General features: G+C 67.7%; 20 protein-coding genes, 2 pseudogenes and 1 riboswitch. Of the genes and pseudogenes, 14 read left to right on the forward strand and 8 right to left on the reverse strand.

From position 1 onward, the window contains the following. The 5 genes from HBE64_RS03260 to HBE64_RS03280 all read left to right on the forward strand — a co-directional run. On the forward strand, positions 1-1087 hold a 1087-nt coding region (locus HBE64_RS03260), incomplete at its 5' end, for an MlaD family protein (RefSeq protein ID WP_167097727.1). Positions 1088-1152: 65 nt separating this feature from the next. After that, a complete protein-coding gene (locus HBE64_RS03265) occupies positions 1153-1593 on the forward strand; it encodes an SRPBCC family protein (RefSeq protein WP_167097729.1) in 441 nt (146 codons plus the stop codon). 14 nt (positions 1594-1607) lie between these two features. Then, the gene (locus HBE64_RS03270) at positions 1608-2690 is read left to right on the forward strand and encodes a CaiB/BaiF CoA-transferase family protein (RefSeq protein WP_167097731.1); all 1083 of its coding nucleotides are present in this window, start codon (positions 1608-1610) and stop codon (positions 2688-2690) included. A gap of 56 nt (positions 2691-2746) precedes the next feature. Further along, the gene (locus tag HBE64_RS03275) at positions 2747-3199 is read left to right on the forward strand and encodes an SRPBCC family protein (protein ID WP_167097733.1); all 453 of its coding nucleotides are present in this window, start codon (positions 2747-2749) and stop codon (positions 3197-3199) included. A gap of 39 nt (positions 3200-3238) precedes the next feature. After that, a complete protein-coding gene (locus tag HBE64_RS03280) occupies positions 3239-4153 on the forward strand; it encodes an LLM class F420-dependent oxidoreductase (RefSeq protein WP_167097735.1) in 915 nt (304 codons plus the stop codon). On the opposite strand, the gene HBE64_RS03285 is transcribed toward HBE64_RS03280, so the two are convergent. Continuing rightward, positions 4127-5341 (reverse strand): pyridoxal phosphate-dependent aminotransferase, encoded by a 1215-nt coding sequence (locus HBE64_RS03285; RefSeq protein WP_167097737.1) that lies wholly within the window; start codon positions 5339-5341, stop codon positions 4127-4129. The genes HBE64_RS03280 and HBE64_RS03285 overlap by 27 nt on opposite strands. 155 nt (positions 5342-5496) lie before the next feature. Here HBE64_RS03285 and HBE64_RS03290 point away from each other — a divergent pair, with 155 nt between their 5' ends. From HBE64_RS03290 to HBE64_RS03315, 6 genes are all read left to right on the forward strand, one after another. Further along, entirely contained in the window at positions 5497-6708 is a 1212-nt protein-coding gene (locus tag HBE64_RS03290; RefSeq protein ID WP_167097739.1) for an acetyl-CoA C-acetyltransferase, read from the forward strand. Positions 6709-6717: 9 nt separating this feature from the next. Beyond that, the gene (locus HBE64_RS03295) at positions 6718-8865 is read left to right on the forward strand and encodes a 3-hydroxyacyl-CoA dehydrogenase NAD-binding domain-containing protein (RefSeq protein WP_167097741.1); all 2148 of its coding nucleotides are present in this window, start codon (positions 6718-6720) and stop codon (positions 8863-8865) included. An 82-nt stretch (positions 8866-8947) separates the two neighbouring features. Continuing rightward, entirely contained in the window at positions 8948-10435 is a 1488-nt protein-coding gene (locus tag HBE64_RS03300; protein WP_167097743.1) for a class I adenylate-forming enzyme family protein, read from the forward strand. A gap of 39 nt (positions 10436-10474) precedes the next feature. Beyond that, on the forward strand, positions 10475-11464 hold the full coding sequence (locus HBE64_RS03305; RefSeq protein ID WP_167097745.1) for an LLM class F420-dependent oxidoreductase: 990 nt from the start codon (positions 10475-10477) through the stop codon (positions 11462-11464). A 91-nt stretch (positions 11465-11555) separates the two neighbouring features. Further along, positions 11556-11981, forward strand: coding sequence for a Zn-ribbon domain-containing OB-fold protein (locus tag HBE64_RS03310; RefSeq protein ID WP_167097747.1), 426 nt, complete (start codon positions 11556-11558; stop codon positions 11979-11981). 19 nt (positions 11982-12000) lie between these two features. Then, on the forward strand, positions 12001-13146 hold the full coding sequence (locus HBE64_RS03315) for a thiolase family protein (RefSeq protein WP_167097749.1): 1146 nt from the start codon (positions 12001-12003) through the stop codon (positions 13144-13146). A 13-nt stretch (positions 13147-13159) separates the two neighbouring features. Here the strand turns inward: HBE64_RS03315 and HBE64_RS03320 are convergent, their stop codons facing one another. Continuing rightward, a complete protein-coding gene (locus HBE64_RS03320; protein WP_167097751.1) occupies positions 13160-14107 on the reverse strand; it encodes an RNA polymerase subunit sigma-70 in 948 nt (315 codons plus the stop codon). Positions 14108-14253: 146 nt separating this feature from the next. Here HBE64_RS03320 and HBE64_RS03325 point away from each other — a divergent pair, with 146 nt between their 5' ends. Next, the gene (locus HBE64_RS03325) at positions 14254-14991 is read left to right on the forward strand and encodes an SDR family oxidoreductase (protein ID WP_243841481.1); all 738 of its coding nucleotides are present in this window, start codon (positions 14254-14256) and stop codon (positions 14989-14991) included. 16 nt (positions 14992-15007) lie between these two features. Further along, positions 15008-15742, forward strand: a complete 735-nt coding sequence (locus HBE64_RS03330; protein ID WP_167097755.1) for a DUF899 domain-containing protein — start codon at positions 15008-15010, stop codon at positions 15740-15742. Here the strand turns inward: HBE64_RS03330 and HBE64_RS03335 are convergent. The 6 genes and pseudogenes from HBE64_RS03335 to HBE64_RS03360 form a co-directional block, all read right to left on the reverse strand. After that, positions 15739-17511 carry a PE-PPE domain-containing protein gene (locus HBE64_RS03335; protein WP_167097757.1) on the reverse strand — a complete coding sequence of 591 codons (1773 nt, stop codon included), beginning with the start codon at positions 17509-17511 and terminating at the stop codon, positions 15739-15741. The two genes, HBE64_RS03330 and HBE64_RS03335, sit on opposite strands and share 4 nt — an antisense overlap. A gap of 96 nt (positions 17512-17607) precedes the next feature. After that, positions 17608-18618, reverse strand: a pseudogene (locus HBE64_RS03340) (DEAD/DEAH box helicase); the annotation flags it as partial. Between the two features lie 11 nt (positions 18619-18629). Further along, a pseudogene (locus HBE64_RS03345) lies at positions 18630-19097 on the reverse strand (transglycosylase family protein); the annotation flags it as partial. A gap of 9 nt (positions 19098-19106) precedes the next feature. Next, positions 19107-19321: riboswitch (cyclic di-AMP (ydaO/yuaA leader) on the reverse strand. A 217-nt stretch (positions 19322-19538) separates the two neighbouring features. Then, positions 19539-19808: a MoaD/ThiS family protein gene (locus tag HBE64_RS03350; protein WP_167097759.1), complete on the reverse strand. Its 270-nt coding sequence runs from the start codon at positions 19806-19808 to the stop codon at positions 19539-19541. 1 nt (position 19809) lies between these two features. Next, positions 19810-20874, reverse strand: a complete 1065-nt coding sequence (moaA, locus tag HBE64_RS03355) for a GTP 3',8-cyclase MoaA (RefSeq protein ID WP_167097761.1) — start codon at positions 20872-20874, stop codon at positions 19810-19812. Further along, positions 20871-21263 (reverse strand): YccF domain-containing protein, encoded by a 393-nt coding sequence (locus tag HBE64_RS03360; protein WP_167097763.1) that lies wholly within the window; start codon positions 21261-21263, stop codon positions 20871-20873. The genes moaA and HBE64_RS03360 overlap by 4 nt, the downstream gene beginning before the upstream one ends. Positions 21264-21408: 145 nt before the next feature. Here HBE64_RS03360 and HBE64_RS03365 point away from each other — a divergent pair, with 145 nt between their 5' ends. Beyond that, a complete protein-coding gene (locus tag HBE64_RS03365; RefSeq protein ID WP_167108578.1) occupies positions 21409-21819 on the forward strand; it encodes a cold-shock protein in 411 nt (136 codons plus the stop codon). The last annotated feature ends 8 nt before the right edge of the window (positions 21820-21827 follow it).

Here is a 21827-nt window from a genome sequence, read left to right on the forward strand (position 1 = left end):
GACCCCCCAACCCGGTTCCGGACCGAAGCTGCGCGACGGCGACGTCATACCGGCCGCCGACGTGCAGACCCCACCCGACATCGGCAAGCTGCTCGATGCGACCAACACAGCGTTGCAGGCGATCCCGCAGGAGAACCTGCGCACCGTCGTCGACGAAGCCGCCAAGGCGGTCGGCGGCCTGGGTCCCGAGCTGGCCCGCATCGTCGACGGGTCGACGGCGCTGGGGATCGAGGGCGGCAAGACCGTCGGACCGCTGACCCAGTTGATCGACCAGTCGCCACCGGTGCTCGAATCCCAAGTCCGCACCTCGGACTCGATCGCCGTCTGGGCGGCGCGGATGGCCTCGATCACCGGACAGTTCAAAGATCAGGATGCGGCGTTCGCCGACTTGTTGAGGGTCGGCGGTCCCGGGCTCGACGAGGGCAGGGCGCTGTTCGACCGGGTCGCGCCGACGCTGCCCGTGCTATTGGCCAACCTGGTCAGCCTCGGCGACATCGCGGTCACCTATCGCAACGACCTTGAACAGCTACTGGTCCTCTTCCCGCAGGGCACGGCCGTGATGTCGGCGATCGCGGTGGCGGACTCCGGGGTCAAACAGGCTTACCGGGGCATCTATCTGGACTTCAACCTCAACCTCAACCTGCCGCCACCATGCAACACCGGGTTCCTGCCGGTGGACCAGCAGCGCTCGGCATCCGACGTCGATTATCCCGAACGTCCGGCCGGCGACCTGTACTGCCGGATCCCGCAGGATTCCGACATGAATGTCCGTGGCGTGCGCAACATTCCGTGCGAGACAAAGCCGTGGAAGCGGGCGCCCACGATCGAGATGTGCGAGAGCGACGAGAACTACGTGCCGCTGAACGACGGCTTCAACTGGAAGGGCGACCCCAACGCGACGTTCTCCGGCCAGGGTGTGCCGCAGTACCCGCCGGGCACCGACCCACGGCAGGCGCCGGTGGCCTTCGTTCCCTACGACCCCGCCACCGGCGGCTACGTCGGCCCCGACGGCAAGCGCTACACCCAGGCAGACCTCGCCCACCCGCAGAACAAGACCTGGCAGTCAATGCTGATCCCGCCGTCGTAGTCGGGGCGCCGGATGTCGATGGCCAAACCGGTCCACCGGCGCAGCCGCCTCGCTATGGTCACGCCATGGCAGTCAAAGATTCCCGCGAAGTGGTCATCGAAGCGACACCCGAGGAGATTCTCGACGTGATCGCCGACGTCGAGTCGACACCGACGTGGTCGCCGCAGTACCAGAGTGCCGAGGTGCTCGACGCCTACGACGACGGCCGGCCCCGGCAGGTCAAGATGAAGATCAAGGCCGCGGGCCTGACCGACGAGCAAATCGTCGAATACAGCTGGACCGACAGCAGTGCGAGCTGGACGCTGATCAAGGCTGGGCAGCTACGCTCCCAGGACGCCTCGTACACGCTGACCCCCGCCGGGGACAAGACCAAGGTGCGGTTCGACCTCAGCATCGACCTGGCGGTACCGCTACCCGGCTTCGTGGTCAAGCGCACGATCAAGGGTGCGATGGAGACCGCCACCGACGGTCTGCGCAAGCAGGTACTCAAAGTCAAGAAGGGCTGAGTTACCTTGATCGCGTGACTGGTTCCGGGCCCCTCGCCGGGGTGAGAGTTATCGAGCTGGGCGGGATCGGGCCGGGACCGCACGCCGCGATGGTGCTGTCCGACCTGGGCGCCGACGTGGTGCGGGTGCGCAGACCCAGCGGGGGACTGGCCATGCCCGCCGAGCACATCGACCTGTTTCACCGCGGCAAGCGTGTGGTCGACCTGGACATGAAGTCGCAGCGGCAGGCGCTGCTGGATCTGGTGGCCAAGGCCGACGTGCTGCTGGACTGCTTCCGTCCCGGCACCTGCGAGCGGCTGGGCATCGGCCCCGAACAGTGCGCGGCCGTCAACCCGCGGCTGATCTTCGCCCGCATGACCGGCTGGGGCCAGGACGGTCCGCTGGCCTCGGCGGCCGGCCACGACATCAACTACCTGTCCCAGACCGGGGCGCTGAATGCGATCGGCTACCGCGACCGGCCCCCGGTGGTGCCGCTGAACCTGGTCGCCGATTTCGGCGGCGGCTCGATGCTGGTGCTGCTGGGCATCGTCGCCGCGCTCTACGAGCGGGAGAAGTCGGGTCAGGGTCAGGTGGTCGACGCGGCGATGGTCGACGGTGTCAGCGTGCTGGCCCAGGCGATGTGGACGATCAAGTCGACGGGACGGCTCTCCGACGCGCGCGAGTCGTTCATGCTCGACGGCAGCTGCCCGTACTATCGCACCTACGAGACGGCCGACGGCAAGTACATGGCGGTCGGTTCGATCGAACCGCAGTTCTTCGCCGAATTGATTGCTGGACTTGGTCTTTCGGCTGACGAGGTGCCTGCCCAGTCGGACCTCGCCGGCCGGCCCGAGATGGCGCGGATCTTCACCGAGCGCTTCGCCGCCAAGACCCGAGACGAATGGGCCGCGATCTTCGCGGGCACCGACGCGTGTGTCACGCCGGTTCTCGACTGGACCGAAGCCGCCGCCAGCGCGCACCTGCGGGAGCGCGGCACCCTGGTCGACGTCGGCGGAACCACGCAGGCCGCGCCCGCACCGCGGTTCTCCAGAAGCAGCACCGGTCCGGTCGGCTCACCCCCGAGGGAGTCCACCGCGATCGATGAAATAGGTTGGTAGGGAAAGCGTTCCGGCAAACCTCGTCGTACGGCCCGAGGGCTGGCTAGATTGGCCCTGTGGCGGTTCGAGCATCGCGAGAGATCGTGATCGACGCCTCGCCGGAGACCATCCTCGACGCGCTCGCCGACGTCGAGGCCGTGCCGACGTGGTCGTCGGTGCACAAACACGCCCACGTCGTCGACCGCTACCCCGACGGGCGCCCGCACCACGTCCGGGTCACCGTCAAGATTCTCGGGCTGGTCGACCACGAGATGCTGGAGTACCACTGGGGCCGGGACTGGGTGGTGTGGGACGCCGACCGCACTGCCCAACAGCATGCCCAGCACGTCGAATACACGCTGCACCCCGAAGCGGCGGGCACGCGGGTGCGTTTCGACATCACCATGGAACCCTCGGCGCCGCTGCCGGAGTTCCTGGTCAAGCGTGCCAAGAAGACGGTCCTGCAGGCGGCGACCGAAGGGTTGCGCAGCTACGTCATGGGTGGCAACAGTTCCCGTCAGCCCGAGTAGATCGGAATTCCGCCGGCATCAGCCTGAGTTGTCCCCGGTATGCCAACCGGAATCGTGATCTCACCCCAAGCCGATGCCGACAACGCCGTCGATGACGTCATCAACCAGGCCCGCGGTGCGTACGCCGCGGGCGTACGTCAGGTGTGGTTCGCCCAGCAGTTCGATCTCGACGCCATCTCACTGTCCGGGGTGGTCGGTGCGGCCGTCCCAGGTCTCGGCGTCGGCACCTTCGTGGTGCCGATCAATCCTCGTCACCCGCTGGTGGTGGCGTCCCTCGCGCAGACCGCACAGGCCGCCAGCCACGGCAACTTCACCCTGGGGCTAGGTCTCGGAGCGCACGAACCCGAACGGGTGGCGTTCGGGCAGAAGTGGCCAGGCACCGTCGAGCGGCTCCGTGAGCATCTCACCGTGCTGCGATCGATCTTCGACACTGGCACAGTCGATTTCCACGGCTCCCAGATCACCGCAAGCCCCGGGTGGCCGCCACGGGTAGCCGGCGGGACACCGGTACCGATATATGTCGCCGCGATGGGGCCCAAGTCGCTTGCGGTCACCGGCGAGCTTGCCGACGGAACGTTGCCCTATCTGGCCGGCCCGCGCACCATCAGCGAGTTCATCGTGCCCACGATCTCTGCCGCGGCGGCCGCGGCCGGGCGGCCTGAGCCCCGGGTCATCGCCGCGGTCCCGGTCCTGGTCACCGATGACGTGCCCGCCGGACGCCGCGCCGCAGAGGAAGTACTCAGCTTCTACACGGCGATCCCGTCCTATCAGAAGGTGATCGCCAGGGAAGGCGTCTCCAGTGTCGCCGAGCTGGCGGCCATCGGGCCCGCCGAGGCGGTACTCGAACAGCTGCGGTCCTACCGGTCCGCCGGTGTCAGCGACCTGGTGCTCACGCAGCTGCGGGGGATTCCCGCACCGCCGGACGCGCTATGGGAGCTCGCGGCCGCCCTTTAGCACGGCCAGGCGTAGGATCGCCTCGTCGAGGGTGTCGTCGCGTTTGCAGAATGCGAAGCGCACCAAGTGATTCCACTGGTCGGCATGCCCGGAGTTCGGATCGCAGAACGCCGACATCGGGATCGCCGCGACGCCGGCGCGGGCCGGCAATTCGGCGCAGAACGCGGCACTGTCGGAATAGCCCAGCGGCCGCGGATCGGCGCACAGGAAGTAGGTGCCCGCGCTGTCGTGCACGGCGAAGCCCAGATCGTCCAGTGCGCCGGCGAGGCGGTCGCGCTTGACCTGAAGCGAGTCGCGCAGGGCATCGACCCAGGCGTCCTCGGCGTTGAGCGCGTAGGCCACCGCGGGCTGGAACGGCGCACCGCCGACATAGGAGAGGTACTGCTTGGCTGCGCGCACCCCGGCGATCAGCTCCGGTGTGCCGCAGGCCCAGCCGATCTTCCAGCCGGTGCAGTTGAACATCTTCGCCGCGCTGGAGATCGTCACGGTGCGCTCGGCCATGCCGGGATAGGTGGCGATCGGCAGATGCCGCGTGCCGTCGTAGACCAGGTGCTCGTAGACCTCGTCGCTGATCACCAACAGGTCGGCCTCGACCGCGAACTGGGCCAACGCGCGCAGGTCGCGGTCGGAGAGCACCATGCCGGTCGGGTTGTGCGGCGAGTTGACGATCACCGCTTTAGTCCGCGGGGTGACGGCGGCCCGCAGCGCGTCGACGTCGAGGGTGAAGCCGCGACCGTGCGGCGCCAGCGGGACGGTGATCCGGTTGCAGCCGGCCATCGCGATGACGGGCGCGTAGGTGTCGAAGGCGGGCTCGATGACGAGGACGTCGGAGCCCGGTTCGACCAGGCCGAGCACCGAGGCGGCGATCGCCTCGGAGGCGCCGACGGTGATCAGCACTTCGGTCTCCGGGTCGAACTCCATGCCGTAGCGGCGCTTGCGCTGCGCGGCGACGGATTGGCGCAACGGCAGGATGCCGGCACCGGGCGGGTACTGGTTCACGCCGTCGGCGATGGCCTTCTGGGCGGCTTCGAGCATGCCGATGGGGCCGTCCTCGTCAGGGAAGCCTTGGCCGAGGTTCACCGCGTCGAGCCGCGCGGCGAGCGCCGACATCGCGGCGAAGATGTTGACCGCATACGGTTGCAGCCGCTGGACCGTCGCCGCCGGGCCGGCGACAGTGGGTTCCGTCATGGGCACAGAGCCTACTGAGCGAATGGGGCGGAATCCCAGCTCAGACGCCCAACCAACAGGTTGGCCGAACAGCCTGTTAGGGTGCCAGTACAGAGGTCTAGGCTCGCAGGCGCCGGATCCACACACTCCGAAAAGGACAGAAGGGGCAAACAACCATGTCCGAAGAAGCCTTCATCTACGAGGCCATTCGCACGCCTCGCGGTAAGCAGCGGGGCGGCTCGCTGACCGAGGTCAAGCCGCTCAACCTGGTCGTCGGCCTGATCGAGGAACTGCGCACGCGCTTCCCCGACCTCGACGAGAGCCTGATCAGCGACGTCATCCTCGGCTGCGTCTCCCCGGTCGGTGACCAGGGCGGCGACATCGCCCGCACCGCCGTGCTGGCCGCCGGTATGCCCGACACCGTCGGTGGCGTGCAGCTCAACCGGTTCTGCGCCTCGGGCCTGGAGGCCGTCAACACCGCCGCACAGAAGGTCCGCTCCGGCTGGGACGACCTGGTGCTCGCCGGTGGTGTCGAGTCGATGAGCCGCGTTCCGATGGGTTCCGACGGCGGCGCGATGTTCACCGACGTCCCCTTCACCTTTGACAACTACATCGCCCCCCAGGGCATCGGTGCCGACCTGATCGCCACCATCGAGGGCTTCTCCCGCGAGGACGTCGACGCCTACGCCGCGCAGTCCCAGGAACGCGCCGCCGCGGCGTGGTCGGGCGGCTACTTCGCCAAGTCGGTGGTCCCGGTCCGCGACCAGAACGGCCTGGTGATCCTCGACCATGACGAGCACATGCGCCCCGGCACCACGGTGGAAAGCCTCGGCAAGCTGAAGTCCGCGTTCGAGGGCCTGGCCGCCATGGCCGGCTTCGACGATGTGGCGCTGCAGAAGTACCACTGGATCGAGAAGATCAACCACGTCCACACCGGCGGCAACAGCTCGGGCATCGTCGACGGTGCGGCGCTGGTGCTCATCGGCTCCGAAAGTGCGGGCAAGTCCCAGGGCCTGACCCCGCGCGCCCGCGTGGTGGCCACCGCGACGACCGGCGCCGACGCGACGATCATGCTCACCGGCCCCACCCCGGCCACCGAGAAGGTACTGGCCCGTGCCGGCCTGACCGTCGACGACATCGACCTGTTCGAGCTCAACGAGGCATTCGCCTCGGTGGTGCTGAAGTTCCAGAAGGACCTGAACATCCCCAACGAGAAGCTCAACGTCAACGGCGGCGCCATCGCGATGGGCCACCCGCTGGGTGCCACCGGCGCCATGATCACCGGGACCATGGTCGACGAGCTGGAGCGCCGCGGCGCCAAGCGCGCGCTGATCACCCTGTGCATCGGCGGCGGCATGGGCGTGGCCACCATCATCGAGCGAGTGTAAGGAAAACCTATGGCTGAGAACACAATTGCGTGGGACAAGGATGCCGATGGCATCGTCACGCTGACGCTGGACGACCCGACCGGGTCGGCCAATGTGATGAACGAGCACTACAAGGAATCCATGCACAAGGCCGTGGAAGAGCTAGCACGCCTTGTCAAAGAGGACCCAACTTCGATCACCGGTGTGGTGATCACCAGCGGCAAGAAGACCTTCTTCGCCGGCGGTGACCTCAAGAGCATGATCAATGCCGGCCCGGAGAACGCCGGTGAGATCTTCGACGAGGTCGAGGACATCAAGCGCGATCTGCGTGCGCTGGAGACCCTGGGTGTCCCCGTGGTCGCGGCCATCAACGGCGCCGCCCTCGGTGGCGGCCTGGAGATCGCACTGGCCACCCATCACCGCATCGTCGCCGATGTCAAGGGTGTGCAGATCGGCCTGCCCGAGGTCACCCTGGGCCTGCTGCCCGGTGGCGGCGGCGTGGCCCGGACCGTGCGGATGCTGGGCATCCAGAACGCCTTCGTCAACGTGCTGAGCCAGGGCACCCGGTTCAAGCCGGCCGCTGCCAAGGAGAACGGTCTGGTCGACGAGCTGGTCGGCAGCGTCGAGGAACTGATCCCCGCCGCCAAGGCATGGATCAAGGCCAACCCCGACGCGCACACCCAGCCGTGGGATGCCAAGGGCTACAAGATGCCCGGCGGTACCCCGAGCAGCCCGGCGCTGGCGGCGATCCTGCCGTCCTTCCCGTCGCTGCTGCGCAAGCAGCTCAAGGGCGCACCGATGCCCGCCCCGCGCAACATCCTGGCCGCGGCCGTCGAGGGTGCGCAGGTGGACTTCGAGACCGCGACCCGCATCGAGAGCCGCTACTTCACCGAGCTCGTCACCGGCCCGATCGCCAAGAACATGATCCAGGCGTTCTTCTTCGACCTGCAGGCCATCAACTCCGGTGGCTCGCGGCCCGAGGGCATCGGCAAGACCCCGATCACCAAGATCGGTGTGCTGGGCGCGGGCATGATGGGTGCCGGTATCGCCTACGTCTCGGCCAAGGCCGGCTTCGACGTCGTCCTCAAGGACGTCACCATCGAGGCCGCACAGAAGGGCAAGTCCTACTCCGAGAAGCTCGAGGCCAAGGCGCTCGAGCGCGGCAAGACCTCCAAGGAGCGCTCCGACGCGCTGCTGGCCCGGATCACCCCGACCGCCGATGCCGCCGACTTCGCCGGTGTCGACTTCGTCATCGAAGCCGTCTTCGAGTCGGTCGACCTGAAGCACAAGGTGTTCCAGGAGATCGAGGACATCGTCGAGCCCAACGCGCTGCTGGGATCGAACACCTCGACGCTGCCCATCACCGAACTGGCGACCGGCGTGAAGCGTCAGGACGACTTCATCGGAATCCACTTCTTCTCGCCGGTCGACAAGATGCCGCTGGTGGAGATCATCAAGGGCGAGAAGACCTCTGACGAGGCGCTGGCCCGGGTGTTCGACTACACGCTGGCCATCGGCAAGACCCCGATCGTGGTCAACGACAGCCGCGGTTTCTACACCAGCCGCGTCATCGGCACCTTCGTCAACGAGGCGCTGGCGATGCTCGGCGAGGGTGTCGAGCCGGCGTCCATCGAGCACGCGGGTGCGCAGGCCGGTTACCCGGCCCCGCCGCTTCAGCTGTCCGACGAGCTCAACCTCGAGCTGATGCACAAGATCGCCGTCGCCACCCGCAAGGGTGTCGAGGACGCGGGCGGCACCTACACCGGGCATCCGGCCGAGGCGGTCGTCGAGAAGATGATCGAGATCGGGCGTCCGTCGCGGCTGTCCGGTGCCGGCTTCTACGAGTACGTCGACGGCAAGCGGACCCGGCTGTGGCCCGGCCTGCGGGAGACATTCAACTCCGGCAGTTCGCAGATTCCGTTGCAGGACATGATCGATCGGATGCTGTTCGCCGAGGCACTGGAAACCCAGAAGTGCTTCGACGAGGGCGTGATCACCACGACCGCCGACGCCAACATCGGCTCGATCATGGGCATCGGCTTCCCGCCGTGGACCGGTGGCGCCGCGCAGCTGATCACCGGCTACCCGCATGGCGGTAAGGCCGGGTTCGTCGCGCGGGCCAAGGAGCTGGCCGCCAAGTACGGCGACCGCTTCAACCCGCCGGCCTCGCTGCTGTAGGCACGAGACGCAAGGTCCCCGAAACGGTTTCGTTTCGGGGATCTTTGCGTTGTGCGGTGCGGATCGGCGCTAGCGTTACCGCATGAGCGACGGCGCAGGCGAGTTCTGCAGCGCGCTGGCCGCCAGTCTGACCCGCTACGGCGACGCACCCTGCATCGAGTTCGAGGGCCGCTGGTACAGCGGTGGGGAGATCACCGGCTACGTCGAGGGGATCGACGCGGCGCTGCACGACGCGGGAGTGGCCGACGGCGCCACGGTCGCGGTGGTGGCGCGCAACCGGCCGCCGCACGCCGCCGCGGTGGTGGGCCTGCTCGCCGCCGGGCGCTGGGTGTCGATGATCTACTCCTACCAATCCCCGCAGGGCATCGGCCGAGACATCGAGCAGCTTCGCCCGGCCGCCGTCGTCGCCGACCACGCGGACTGGACCGAACCGGTCATCGAAGCGGCCCGGTGGACGGGAACCGCCGGCATGGCGGTGTCGCTGGACATACCGGGTGCCGAACTCGTCGTCGGTCTCGAGCGGGTGGCGCCGGAGCTGTCGGGCGCCGGGCGCGACGGCTCGGCCGGGCTGCGGGTGCTCACCAGCGGCACCACCGGACCGCCCAAGCGACACGACATTCCGGCATCGGTGCTCGAGCACACGGTCTATAGCGTGGCCGGCCCGACCGCTTCCGCCGACGAACCGCCCGAGCTCATGTACTGGCCGCTGGGCGGTATCGGTGGAGTCTGCCAATTGATCACCGGTGCCTACCTCGGCAAGCGCATCGCCCTGCTGGAGAAGTTCTCGGTGCCGGAGTGGGTGCGGGTCGTCAAGGCGTACGGCATCCGCCGCGGCGCGCTGCAACCGGCTGCAGTGCGGATGCTGGTGGAGGCCGATCTGCCGCGCGAGGACCTCGCCACGCTCGACTACGTGGTGAGCGCGTCGGGACCACTGGACGCCGAGACCCGCGACGCCTTCGAGCAGCGGTACGGCATTCCGGTTCTACTGGCCTACGGGGCAACGGAATTCGCAGGCTCGGTGTGTACGTGGACGCCCGAGCTGTATCGGGAGTTCGGTGCGCTCAAGCGGGCCAGCTCGGGGCGGGTGCTGCCCGACACCGAGGTGCGCATCATCGACCCGCAGACCGCGGACGTGGTGCCGACGGGCGAACAGGGTGTGCTGGAGGCGCGGATCGCGACCATCAGCCCGGACTGGATCCGGACCAACGACCTCGCCTCGATCGACGCCGACGGATTCATCACCTTGCACGGCCGCGCCGATGGCGCGATCAACCGGGGCGGGTTCAAAGTCCTACCGGAAACCGTTCGGCGCGTGCTGGTTTCACACCCGGGCGTGCGCGACGCCGCGGTGGTGGGCGTACCTGACGACCGGTTGGGGCAGGTGCCCTTCGCCGCGGTGGAAACCCTGCCGGGTACCGCGGCACCGTCATCGGAGGAGCTGATCGCGCTGGTGCGCGGGCAGCTGCCCAAACACTGCGTGCCGGTCGGTGTCGCCGTCGTCGGCGAACTCCCGCGCACCCAGTCGCTCAAAGTGAGCCTTCGCGACGTGGCGGACCTGTACTCGAAGTGAGGGTTGCCCGATCCGGCGTCAGCCGTAGAGTCGAGAACTATGCGCTTCGGACTCTTCATCCCACAGGGCTGGCGACTCGACCTCGTCGGCATTCCCACGGACAAGCACTGGCAGGTCATGAGCGATCTGGCCACCCACGCAGACAACGGGCCATGGGACTCGTTGTGGGTCTATGACCACTTCCATACCGTGCCCGTCCCCACCGACGAGGCCACCCACGAGGCGTGGACGCTGATGGCCGCCTACGCTGCGACCACGTCGCGGATCAAGCTCGGCCAGATGTGTACGGCGATGAGCTATCGCAACCCGGCGTATCTGGCCAAGGTCGCGGCCACCACCGACATCATCTCCGGCGGGCGCGTGCAGATGGGCATCGGCGGCGGCTGGTACGAGCACGAATGGCGGGCCTACGGATACGGATTCCCCTCGGCCGGGGCGCGGCTGGCCCGCCTCGACGAAGGCGTACAGATCATGCGAGACGCGTGGCGTGACGGCCGGGTGAGCTTCACCGGTAAGCACTATCAGGTCGACGGCGCGATCGTCGCGCCAAAGCCGTTGCAGGGGGACGGGATTCCGTTGTGGATCGCCGGTGGTGGCGAGAGAGTTACGTTGAAGATCGCCGCGAAGTACGCGCAGTACACCAACTTCACCTCCGATCCCGAGGGATTCCGGCACAAGTCGCAGGTGCTGGCCGAACACTGCGGCGAGGTCGGCACCGATTTTGGCGCGATCGTGCGCTCGGCGAACGTCAACGCGATCCTGGGCAGCAGCGAGGCCGACGTCGCCCAGCGGATCCAGCGGGTGCGTGATCGGCTGGCCGGGGTCTGCGGGGACGACGCGGCCGACGCGATGTTGTCCATGTTCAGCGCACCCGGCTCGGCGGCCGGCACCCCCGAGCAGGTGGTCGAGAGCCTGACGGGCCTGCGGGAGCTCGGCTGCGAGTACGTCATCTGCTACTTCCCCGAGGCCGCCTACGACCGGTCTGGCATCGAACTCTTCGAGCGCGAGGTCATCCCCGCGCTGACGTGAGAAGCGCATGCACGTAAATGAGAATGGGGTTTCCAAATGGGGCTAACTGTGTTGTACGATCCGCCTACCGAGTCGACGGAGGATCGCAGCTATGCAGAAGGCCCTGGCCCCGGAAATCTCCACATGGCCGCAGGAGAACCCGCAGCTCATCGGCAGTAAATGCGGGAGGTGCGCCGCGGTGGTCTTCCCAACCCAGGACCGCTGCCCGCGGTGCAGTGCCGGCGAGATGGCCGAGGTCAAACTGCCGCGGCGGGGGACGCTGGTGGCTTGGACCACCCAGGGCTTTGCCCCCGGTCCGCCCTACATCGGCCCGACCGGCAAGGACTTCGTCCCGTTCGGGGTCGGCCTGGTCCAGCTCGGCCTCGGAGACGAGGCCGTGGTGCGCGTCGAAGGCCGCCTGACCGAGAACGACCCCGCCAAGCTCGAGTGGGGGATGGACGTCGAGTTGACCATGATCCCGTTCGCCACCGACGCCGACGGCAACGAGATCGTCACCTTCGCCTTCCAGCCGGTCTGAGTCGAGAGGAATTCAAGACATGACCAATGACGTCGCCATCATCGGCGTGGGCCTGCACCCGTTCGGCCGCTTCGACAAGACCGCCATGCAGATGGGCGCCGACGCCATCCAGGCCGCGCTCACCGACGCCGGTGTGCAGTGGAAGGACATTCAGTTCGGCTTCGGCGGTAGCTACGAGGTGTCCAACCCGGATGCGGTCACCCGGCTTGTCGGTCTCACCGGCATCACGTTCACCAACGTCTTCAACGCGTGCGCCACCGCGGCCAGCGCCATCCAGCAGACCGCCGACACCATCCGCCTCGGCAAGTACGACATCGGTATCGCCATCGGGCTCGACAAGCATCCGCGCGGCGCGTTCACCGACGACCCCGCCAAACTGGCGCTGCCGCAGTGGTATGCCGAGAACGGGCAGTTCGTCACCACGAAGTTCTTCGGCATCAAGGCTAACCGCTATCTCCACGACCACAACATCTCCGAGGAGACGCTGGCGCGGGTGGCCAACAAGAACTTCCGCAACGGTGTGCGCAACCCCAATGCGTTTCGCCGCAAGGAGATCTCGGTCGAGGAGATCATGGCCTCGCCGGTGCTGAACTATCCGCTGCGGCAGTACATGTTCTGCGCTCCCGACGAAGGTGCGGCCGCGGTCATCATGTGCCGGGCCGACATCGCCCACCGCTTTACCGACAAGCCGGTGTATGTGCGGGCCAGCGAGATCCGCACCCGCACCTACGGCGCCTACGAGGTGCACGGCACCTCGGCGCCGCTGGACGAGGATGTCTCGCCGACCGTCTACGCCGCCAAGGCCGCCTACGAGGCCGCCGGGATCGGGCCCGAGGACGTCGACATCGCCCAGCTGCAGGACACCGACGCCGGCGCGGAAGTCATCCACATGGCCGAGACGGGCCTGTGCGCCGACGGCGAGCAGGAGAAGCTACTTGCCGACGGCACCACCGAGATCCACGGCTCGTTGCCGATCAACACCGACGGCGGCCTGATCGCCAACGGCGAGCCGATCGGGGCATCCGGGCTGCGCCAGATGCACGAGCTGGTGCGCCAGCTGCGCGGTGAGGCCGGTGAGCGCCAAGTGCCGGGCAACCCGCGCGTCGGGCTGGCCCAGGTCTACGGCGCACCCGGAACCGCCTCGGCCACAATACTTTCGCTGTAGCAGCGGCCAGCCTTCACCAGGTCGGCGGCATCTCGAAGCCGGCGAACAGGGTCGGCTCCAGAAACACGGTGATCGCCGAGATTCCGTCGTGCCCCGCGGTGATGACGTGGATGGAGTGCGCCGCCAGGACGCCATCGGGGTCCCGGCGATACTCCGCGACAGCGGGCTGCCCATTGGCCCCGGTCGGGACCAGGGCCACGTCGCCGGGCGCGGCGAACGCGCGTTTGACGAGGAACCGGGTGACCGCGTCGCGTCCGGCGAACCAGACCGGCACCGGCGGCATCTCCAGCCGCACGTCGGCCGCCAGCAGGTCGGTCAGCGCCGCGAGGTCGGCATTCTCGAACGCCGCGCAGTAACGCTCGAGCAGCTCCCGGCGTTCGATATCGGCGGGCACCGCCACGCTGTCCTCCGCGGGCGCCACCGCGGCGAGGTGAGACCGCGCCCGCTGCAGGGCGCTGTTGACCGCGGCCGGAGTCGTCTCCAGCAGCTCGGCGACTTCGGCGGCGCTGAATTCGACGACGTCGCGCAGGATCAGCACAGCCCGCTGCCGCGGCGGTAGCTCCTGCATCGCCGTCATCACCGCCAACCGGACGCTCTCGCGGGCCAGGGCCTGAGTCTCCGGTGTCAGCGAATCCGGCAGCGGCTCGAGCCATTGATAGCCGCCCCCGTCGGCGTCCAATGCGATATCCGGGTCGGTCGAACCGCCGCCCAGGCCTGCGGGCAGCACGCGCCGCCCGCGGTTCTCCAGCGCCCGCAGGCAGGCCGAGGTCGCGATCCGGTACAACCAGGTGCGCAGCGCGGCCCGCTCCTCGAAGGCGGAATAGCCGCGCCAGCCCCGCAGGAACGTCTCCTGCACCAGATCCTCGGCGTCGTGCACCGAGCCCACCATCCGGTAACAGTGGGCGATCAGCTCAGCCCGAAAGGGCGCGGCCTGTTCGATGAAGTCTTCCTGGACCGGCACGGTGTTCTCCTACTGGACATAGCGGACGTCCTACCTCAATACAGATCCGGGTGGCCGCCGAAACTCATCGCTGACCGGCCCACCGATGAGTTCGGGCTGCGCGAGGTATCTCAATTGGCATGAACCCCGAAACACATTCAACCGACATGCGTGAGACGACTGCGATCGTGACCGGCGCGAGCCGCGGATTCGGGCGCGGCATCGCCGAGGCATTGGTGGCGACCGGCGCCCACGTCGTCGGCGTGGCCCGCACCGGCGCCCAACTCGAGCAGGTGCACGCCGAACTCGGCGATTCCTTCACGGCCGTGATCGCCGACGCCGCCGACCCGGCCATCGCCAGTCGGCTCATCGGACAGTACCGGCCACGCACCGTGGTGCTGTGCGCCGGAGCCGCCCCGCTGATGACACCGATCCAGAACCAGACGTGGGAAAGCTTCAGCGCGAACTGGAACGTCGACGTCGCGCAGGCCTTCCACTGGACCCGCGAAGCCCTGCGCTGCCCGCTGGATCCGGGCAGCTCGGTGATCGTGTTCTCCAGCGGCGCCGCGATCAACGGGTCACCGCTGAGCGGCGGCTACGCCGGCGCCAACGCCACGGTGAAGTTCCTGACCGATTATGCCGCCATCGAGTCGGAAAGGGACGGCCTCGGAATCGATTTCACGTCCCTGCTTCCGCAGCTGACGCCGGCGACAGAACTCGGGGCCGCGGCAGTGGCGGCCTACGCCGAACGGCAGGGGGTCGACGTCGACACCTTCGTGCAGTCGATGGGATCCACCCTGACTCCCCGCCAGGTGGGCGCATCGGTAGTGCAGTTCGCGACGATGCGTCAGCCCGCCCACCGCTCCTACGCACTGACAACAGCCGGACCAACCGCCATCGCCTGACAGAAAGGAAAGTGCAATGCAGACACCAGAAGTCGTCTCCCGCGATCAGTGGCGTAGCGCCCATCGGGAACTGCTCGTCAAGGAGAAGGAGCTGACCCGGGCCCGCGACGCGTTGGCCGCGTCACGCCGACGCATGCCGTGGCTGGCCGTGGACAAGAACTACACGTTCGTCGGCCCCGACGGCGAGATGGGCCTCCTCGACCTGTTCGGCGGCCGCCGCCAGCTCGTCGTCTACCGCGCTTTCTTCGAGCCTGAGGTACACGGCTGGCCCGAGCACGCCTGCCGCGGCTGCTCGATGATGGCCGACCACGTCGGGAACCTGGCCCACCTCAACGCCCGCGACACCACCCTGGTGTTCGTGTCACGGGCGCCGCACACAGACATCGAACGCCTCAAGGCGAGGATGGGCTGGACGATGCCGTGGTACCAGATCACCGACTCGTTCGACGCCGACTTCGACGTCGACGCGTGGCACGGCACGAACTCCTTCATTCACAACGGCGACACAGTGTTTCGCACATACTTCATCAACAACCGCGGTGACGAGGCGCTCGGGACGACGTGGAGCTTCCTGGACATGACCGCACTCGGGCGCCAGGAGAAGTGGGAAGACTCCCCGCCCGGCTACCCGCAGAGTCCGGCCTACGAATGGTGGGACTGGCACGATGCCTATGGCCAGCACGAGCCGTCGCGCTGGTTCGGTGACCCCGACCCCGATGACCCGAACGACATGCGCCCGCCGCGAACCTAGGTGCTGGGCTGGACACCGAACACGCCGGCGATCGCCTGCGCCACAACGAGGAACTCGATCAGCCCGGCGGTGGTCACCAGACCGACGTCGGCGGCAAGAGGACGGCCGAACGCATTGAGCAGGCCGTTGAGGGGATCGCCGTGGATCGCCTGCTGGATGCCGTCGAGGAACAGCGTCACGTTGTAGGCCGGCAGCATGGTCGCGATGGCGTTGACGATGTCGGCCGTCGGCAGCAGCGCCGCATACAGCGACGCGGCGGCCGTCGAGATCGCCGAGGCCACCTTCGTCGTCACGTCCTGGACGGCGGAGATGATGCCGCCCGGGCTCGTCGGCAGAGCCACCGGGCCGAACGTCGGTAACTTGATCGACGACAGTTCCTGCCAGAAGGATCCACCCGGCGCGAAGTCCGAGACGAAGTCGCTGACGCCCTGCTGGACGCCCGCCACGAGGGCCTGGACAACCTGACCCACGTCGATGTTCGGCAGAAACTCGAACGGGTGCAGCACATCTGCATACCCGTCGCTCGACCACCCCTGGTAAGGGTCGCTGCCGTAGCCGAGGTTGACGATCACCTTGAGCGCCGGCTGCAGGAGATCGGCCAGCGGGTTGCCGATCAGCGGGATCAGGCGCAGCGGTTCGAGCAGCGGCAGATTCTCGGTCGGGATGATGTAGTACTTCTGGTCGGACGTGCTGCTCGGCAACAGGATGGCCTGACTCACCTGCTGCGGGCTGAGGTCGGCGTACTTGGTGTGCACGAACACGATGCCCAACCCCGCGTTGAGGTCGGCCAGGAAATTCAGTGGGTACTTCGGGAAATCGGCGAAGCCGTCGTACTCCTGGGTGTAGTTGACGACGGGGAAGCGGTCGTTGGGTGTCGCGCCGTAGAAGGTCAGGCCCAGGCTCGGCAGGGTCAGGCCCGGGAACCGGGACAGAAAGCCGCCGTTCGGGTTCATCTCGTTGCCGACCAGAACGAAGTTGATCGGCTCGCTCGTCGGCTCGGTGCTCATGATGAGCGAGGAGATGATGGCGCTCTGGGAGTAACCGAAGATCGTCATCGAGTGCTGCAGGGCGATTTGCTGGTCGATCTGCGTCTGCAGGCTCGCGATGCCCTGGGTCACCGAGATGTCAAGGGGGAGGCTCTTCACACCGGTGATCGGGTACAACCCCTCGGGCGTCGTGAGTTCGACGGGAATGGTCCCGTTCGGGCTGTTCTGCTGAACGTAGAGCGCATAGACCTTGAGGATGTAGTTCTCGGTGGGCACCGGCACGCCGCTCGGCCCCATGATGATGCCGATGTTCTGCGCGGCGGCGGCCTGCACCCCCGCGGTCTGCAGTGATGTGGTGGCCGCGGCCGGCAGTGCGGTGCGCGCGGAATGTGCGGTACTGGTCAGCTCGCGGCGGCTGTATTCCAGCAACGTCAGGTCCAGTGGTGATTCCGCCGGCGCCGGCGGGGTGCCGTCCGTCGAGGAATCCTCAACGGCGGCGGTGACGCCGGCCGGCACCGCCGAGATCGCCGTCGCGGGGGCGGGGGTCCGGCTTCGCGTCGCGGCAGCCGCGGAGACCGGGTGCAGTTGCGGCTTATTCGACGCACCCGCGGCCTTCGGTCCATCATGATTGGCCGTCGAGCGCGCCGAGGAGGCGTGCGGGGACGAGGAATCCGACGACGGGCTGTCCGCCCACGCCACCGCTGACCCGCTGAACGCGGCGGCGCCGATACCAAGGGCAACCGCAAGACCACCGACTCGACCGACGAAGCTCGCTGCCCTCACGGGATGCCCCTTTTTTACGACGAGAACAATTTGTGCGAAGAGTAACTCGCGTGGGGGCCGTTCGCGCTCAGAACGTTGGGGTGTTGGCGAACCCGATCAGATGGCGGGGCCCAGCAGGTCGTCAGCGTCCCTGATGACGTATCCGTAGCCCTGTTCGGCCAGGAATCGCTGCCGGTGCGCGGCGTACTCGGCGTCGAGACTGTCGCGGGAGACGACCGAGTAGAACACCGCCCCGCCACCGTCGTGTTTGGGGCGCAACAGCCGGCCCAGTCGCTGCGCTTCCTCCTGGCGCGATCCGAATGTTCCCGAAACCTGTACGGCCACCGAGGCTTCCGGAAGGTCGATGGAGAAGTTCGCCACCTTGGAGACCACCAGGGTGCGGACTTCGCCGCGGCGGAACGCCTCGAACAGTGCCTCGCGCTCGGCGTTCTTCGTCGAACCCTGGATCACCGGCGCATCCAGCTCGGCCCCAAGCTCGTCGAGCTGGTCGAGGTACGCGCCGATCACCAACGTCGGCTCGTCGGGATGGCGGGCCAGGATCGACTTGACCACCGCGATCTTCGAGCGCGCCGTGGAGCACAGCTTGTAGCGCTCGTCGGGTTCGGCGACCGCGTAGAGCATCCGCTCGTTGTCGGTCATCGTCACCCGGACCTCGATGCATTCCGCGGGAGCGATCCAGCCTTGGGCCTCGATGTCCTTCCACGGCGCGTCGTAGCGCTTGGGGCCGATGAGGCTGAAGACGTCACCTTCGCGGCCGTCCTCCCGGATCAGGGTTGCCGTGAGCCCCAGCCGGCGCCGGGACTGCAGATCGGCCGTCATCCGGAAGACCGGGGCGGGCAGCAGATGCACCTCGTCGTAGATGATGAGCCCCCAGTCGCGGCTGTCGAACAACTCCAGATGCCGGTACTCGCCCTTGGTGCGCCGCGTGATCACCTGGTAGGTGGCGATGGTGACCGGGCGGATCTCCTTGCGCTCACCGGAGTACTCGCCGATCTCCTCCTCGGTCAGTGACGTCCTGGCGATCAGCTCGCGCTTCCACTGCCGGCCGGCCACGGTGTTGGTGACCAGGATCAGGGTGGTCGCACCCGCCTTGGCCATCGCCGCTGAGTTGTGTATAAGGGACAGTAGGGGGCGGGCACCGGGGCCTCAGGCAGCGGCGCGTCGAGCGCGACGGCCTCGACCGGGGCTGCAGGCGCGGGTTCGTTGACGACGTTGCGCGGGGTGGCACCGGACAGACCGCGACCACACACCGGCCATGCGCCTCTGCCCTGAGTGGCCAGCACGTGCTCGGCGATGGCGATCTGCTGGTCCTTGGTGGCCATGTTGGCCGCCGGGGCGTACTGGGTGCCGCCGTGTGCGGCCCAGGTGCCGGGGGAGAACTGCAGACCCCCCTGGTAGCCGTTGCCGGTGTTGATGGCCCAGTTGCCGCCGGACTCGCAGCGCGCTACCTGATCCCATTCGGAGTCGGGAGCCGCCTGGGCCTGACCGGCAAGCGCAATGCTTCCGCCGCCGATAACGGCTCCGGTGAAGGCGATCTTGGCGACGCTGATGGACGAGGAGGTGGGCTTGCGATGCCGTCCACTCATAGGTCGGTTGAATCCTCTCTAAACGCCTGCGAGGTCAGCTGTCGGGTTCGGGCTGGAGAGGTTGCCCGGCCTGGCCGCTCCTGGTGGAACGACTTCGGCTTCACCCCAAGGAGTCGCTGGCGACTCCGGGTCCGATCTCGGTGGACCGGTTGGGTCCCCCGCCTCCATCCATTGGTTCTCGTTGGTCTCTCCGCTCCTTGGATGGAGTTTGGCGCTAGGAGCGGAAAGGGCCTGCCCTGGTTGAGGGGGCTGACCTGTTGAGAGACGGTAATGGCTATGGAGAGAGTCGTCACCTTTTGCAAAAACTGGCGTTTCTGCTAGCGGCAAACCTTAAAAGACCTCTAAATGCCCACGTCATCCGGGCGTTGTCCCTGGTAAATATGGCGTCCCACCGCCACTTGGCCATCTCGTGACCTGATCGTTATGTGACGCAAATCACGGTCATCCGCCGGCAAACGGGGGTAACACGTCCACTATCTGGCCGGATTGCAGCCTGAGCGCCCGATCCCGGACTGCGACACCGTCACACAGGTACGAGCACCGCTGTAACACGCGTGCCAATTCGTCACCGCGGCAACACAGTTCATTGACCACATCGGCCACAGTGGCACCGGTGGCCAAGGTCAGTTCATCCGCGTCGGTGCCGGCGGCCGCCCGCGCCGCGGCAAAGAATCGAACCGTCACCACGACCGGTTCGGGAACCTCAGCCATCTCACCCGCCGATCGCGCTCATCGGGCGCTGGGGCTGTACGAAGTCGGGGTCGTTGATGCCGTGACCGGCCGCCTTGCGCCACATCGCGGTGCGCCAGGCCGACTCCAGCGCGTCGTCGTCGGCGCCCTTGCGTAGTAGCGCGCGCAGGTCGGTCTCCTCGGTGGCGAACAGGCAGCTGCGCACCTGACCGTCGGCGGTCAGCCGGGTCCGGTCGCAGGCCGAGCAGAAGGCGTGCGACACCGATGCGATGACGCCGACGGTGGCCGGGCCGCCGTCGACCTGCCACAGCTGGGCGGGCGCGGACCCGCGCGGGGCCGGGTCCGGGGTTAGGTCGAACCGCGCGGCCAGGGCCGCGAAGATCTGGTCGGCACTCAGCGTCGTATCGCGGCGCCAGCTGTGTCCGGCGTCCAGCGGCATCTGTTCGATGATGCGGAGCTGGTAGCCGAACTCCAGGCAGTAGGTCAGCAACTGGACGGCGTCGTCGAGACCCGACACCGGGTCGAGTACGGCGTTGACCTTTACCGGCCGCAGTCCGGCGGCCGCCGCCGCGGCCAGCCCGTCAAGCACGTCGGTGAGGCGGTCGCGGCGGGTGATGGCGGAGAACCGCTCGGCGTCGACGGTGTCGAGCGAGACGTTGACCCGGTCCAGTCCGGCGGCGGCCAGGGCCTCGGCGCGGCGGGCCAGCCCGACGCCGTTGGTGGTCAGCGCGATCTCCGGGCGCGGTCGCAGCGCCGCGGTGGCGGCCACGATCTCCTCGAGGCCCTTGTAGAGCAGCGGCTCGCCGCCGGTGAAGCGGACGTTGGTGATGCCGAGCCTGCCGACTGCCACCGCGAGCAGCCGCGTCAACTCGTCCCGGGTCAGCAGATCGTCGCTGGGCAGCCAGTCCAGGCCCTCGGCGGGCATGCAATAGGTACAGCGCAGATTGCACCGATCGGTCAGCGACACCCGCAGATCGGTGGCCACTCGGCCGAACGTGTCGACCAGCGGACCGCTGACGGGCATGCCCTCGGCGGGAGCGGCGTCGTCGCGACGCACCGACGGCAGGCCGAGCATGGTGTCGGTCACGCGGCCGCCGCAACCTGGTCGACGGGCACGATCTCCTTGCCGAGGGGCACCAGTGACACCGGAACGAGTTTGAGGTTGGCCAAGGCCAGCGGGATACCCACGATCGTGATCGCCATCGCCACCGCACTGACGATGTGGCCGATCGCCAGCCACAGGCCGAACAGCAGGATCCAGATGACATTGCCGATGAGCGCGCCGGGCCGCGGCCCCGGTTTCTCCACGATGGTCCGGCCGAACGGCCACAGTGCATAGGAGGCGATGCGCAGCGAGGCGAACCCGAACGGAATGGTGATGATCAGGACGAAGCAGACCACTGCGGCGAGCGCGTAACCCAGAGCCAGCCATAGGCCGCCGAACAGCAGCCAGATGACGTTCAGGACCAGGCGCATGTCTCCTCCAGGGGTTTGGCCAGCCTACCGAACTAAACGGGGGTGCTTCCTCGACTGTTCCCCGAGTAGGATCACCGGCACGCGTCCTGCACCCGCGGGACGCTTCATGTTGTCACGGACCAGTTAGACAGAGCAGGTGAGACCAGTGCCGACCGGCAAGGTGAAGTGGTACGACGCCGAGAAGGGTTTCGGCTTCCTCTCCCAGGAAGAGGGCGAGGACGTCTACGTGCGTGCCTCGGCTCTGCCGGACGGCGTGGAAGGTCTCAAGGCCGGCCAGAAGGTGGAATTCGGGGTGGCCTCCGGTCGCCGCGGGCCGCAGGCGTTGAGCGTCAAGCTGATCGACCCGCCGCCGAGCATCACCCGCACCCGTCGCGAGGCCGCTGTCGTCGAGCGCAAGCACACGCCCGACGAACTGCACGGCATGGTCGAGGACATGATCACGCTGCTCGAAGGCGCCGTGCAGCCCGAGCTGCGCAAGGGGCGCTACCCCGACCGCAAGGTGGCCCGCCGGGTCTCCGAGGTGGTCAAGGCGGTCGCGCGCGAGCTCGACGCCTGACACGCGTC

The sequence above is a fragment of the Mycobacterium sp. DL592 genome (assembly GCF_011694515.1).
GTDB lineage: Bacteria > Actinomycetota > Actinomycetes > Mycobacteriales > Mycobacteriaceae > Mycobacterium.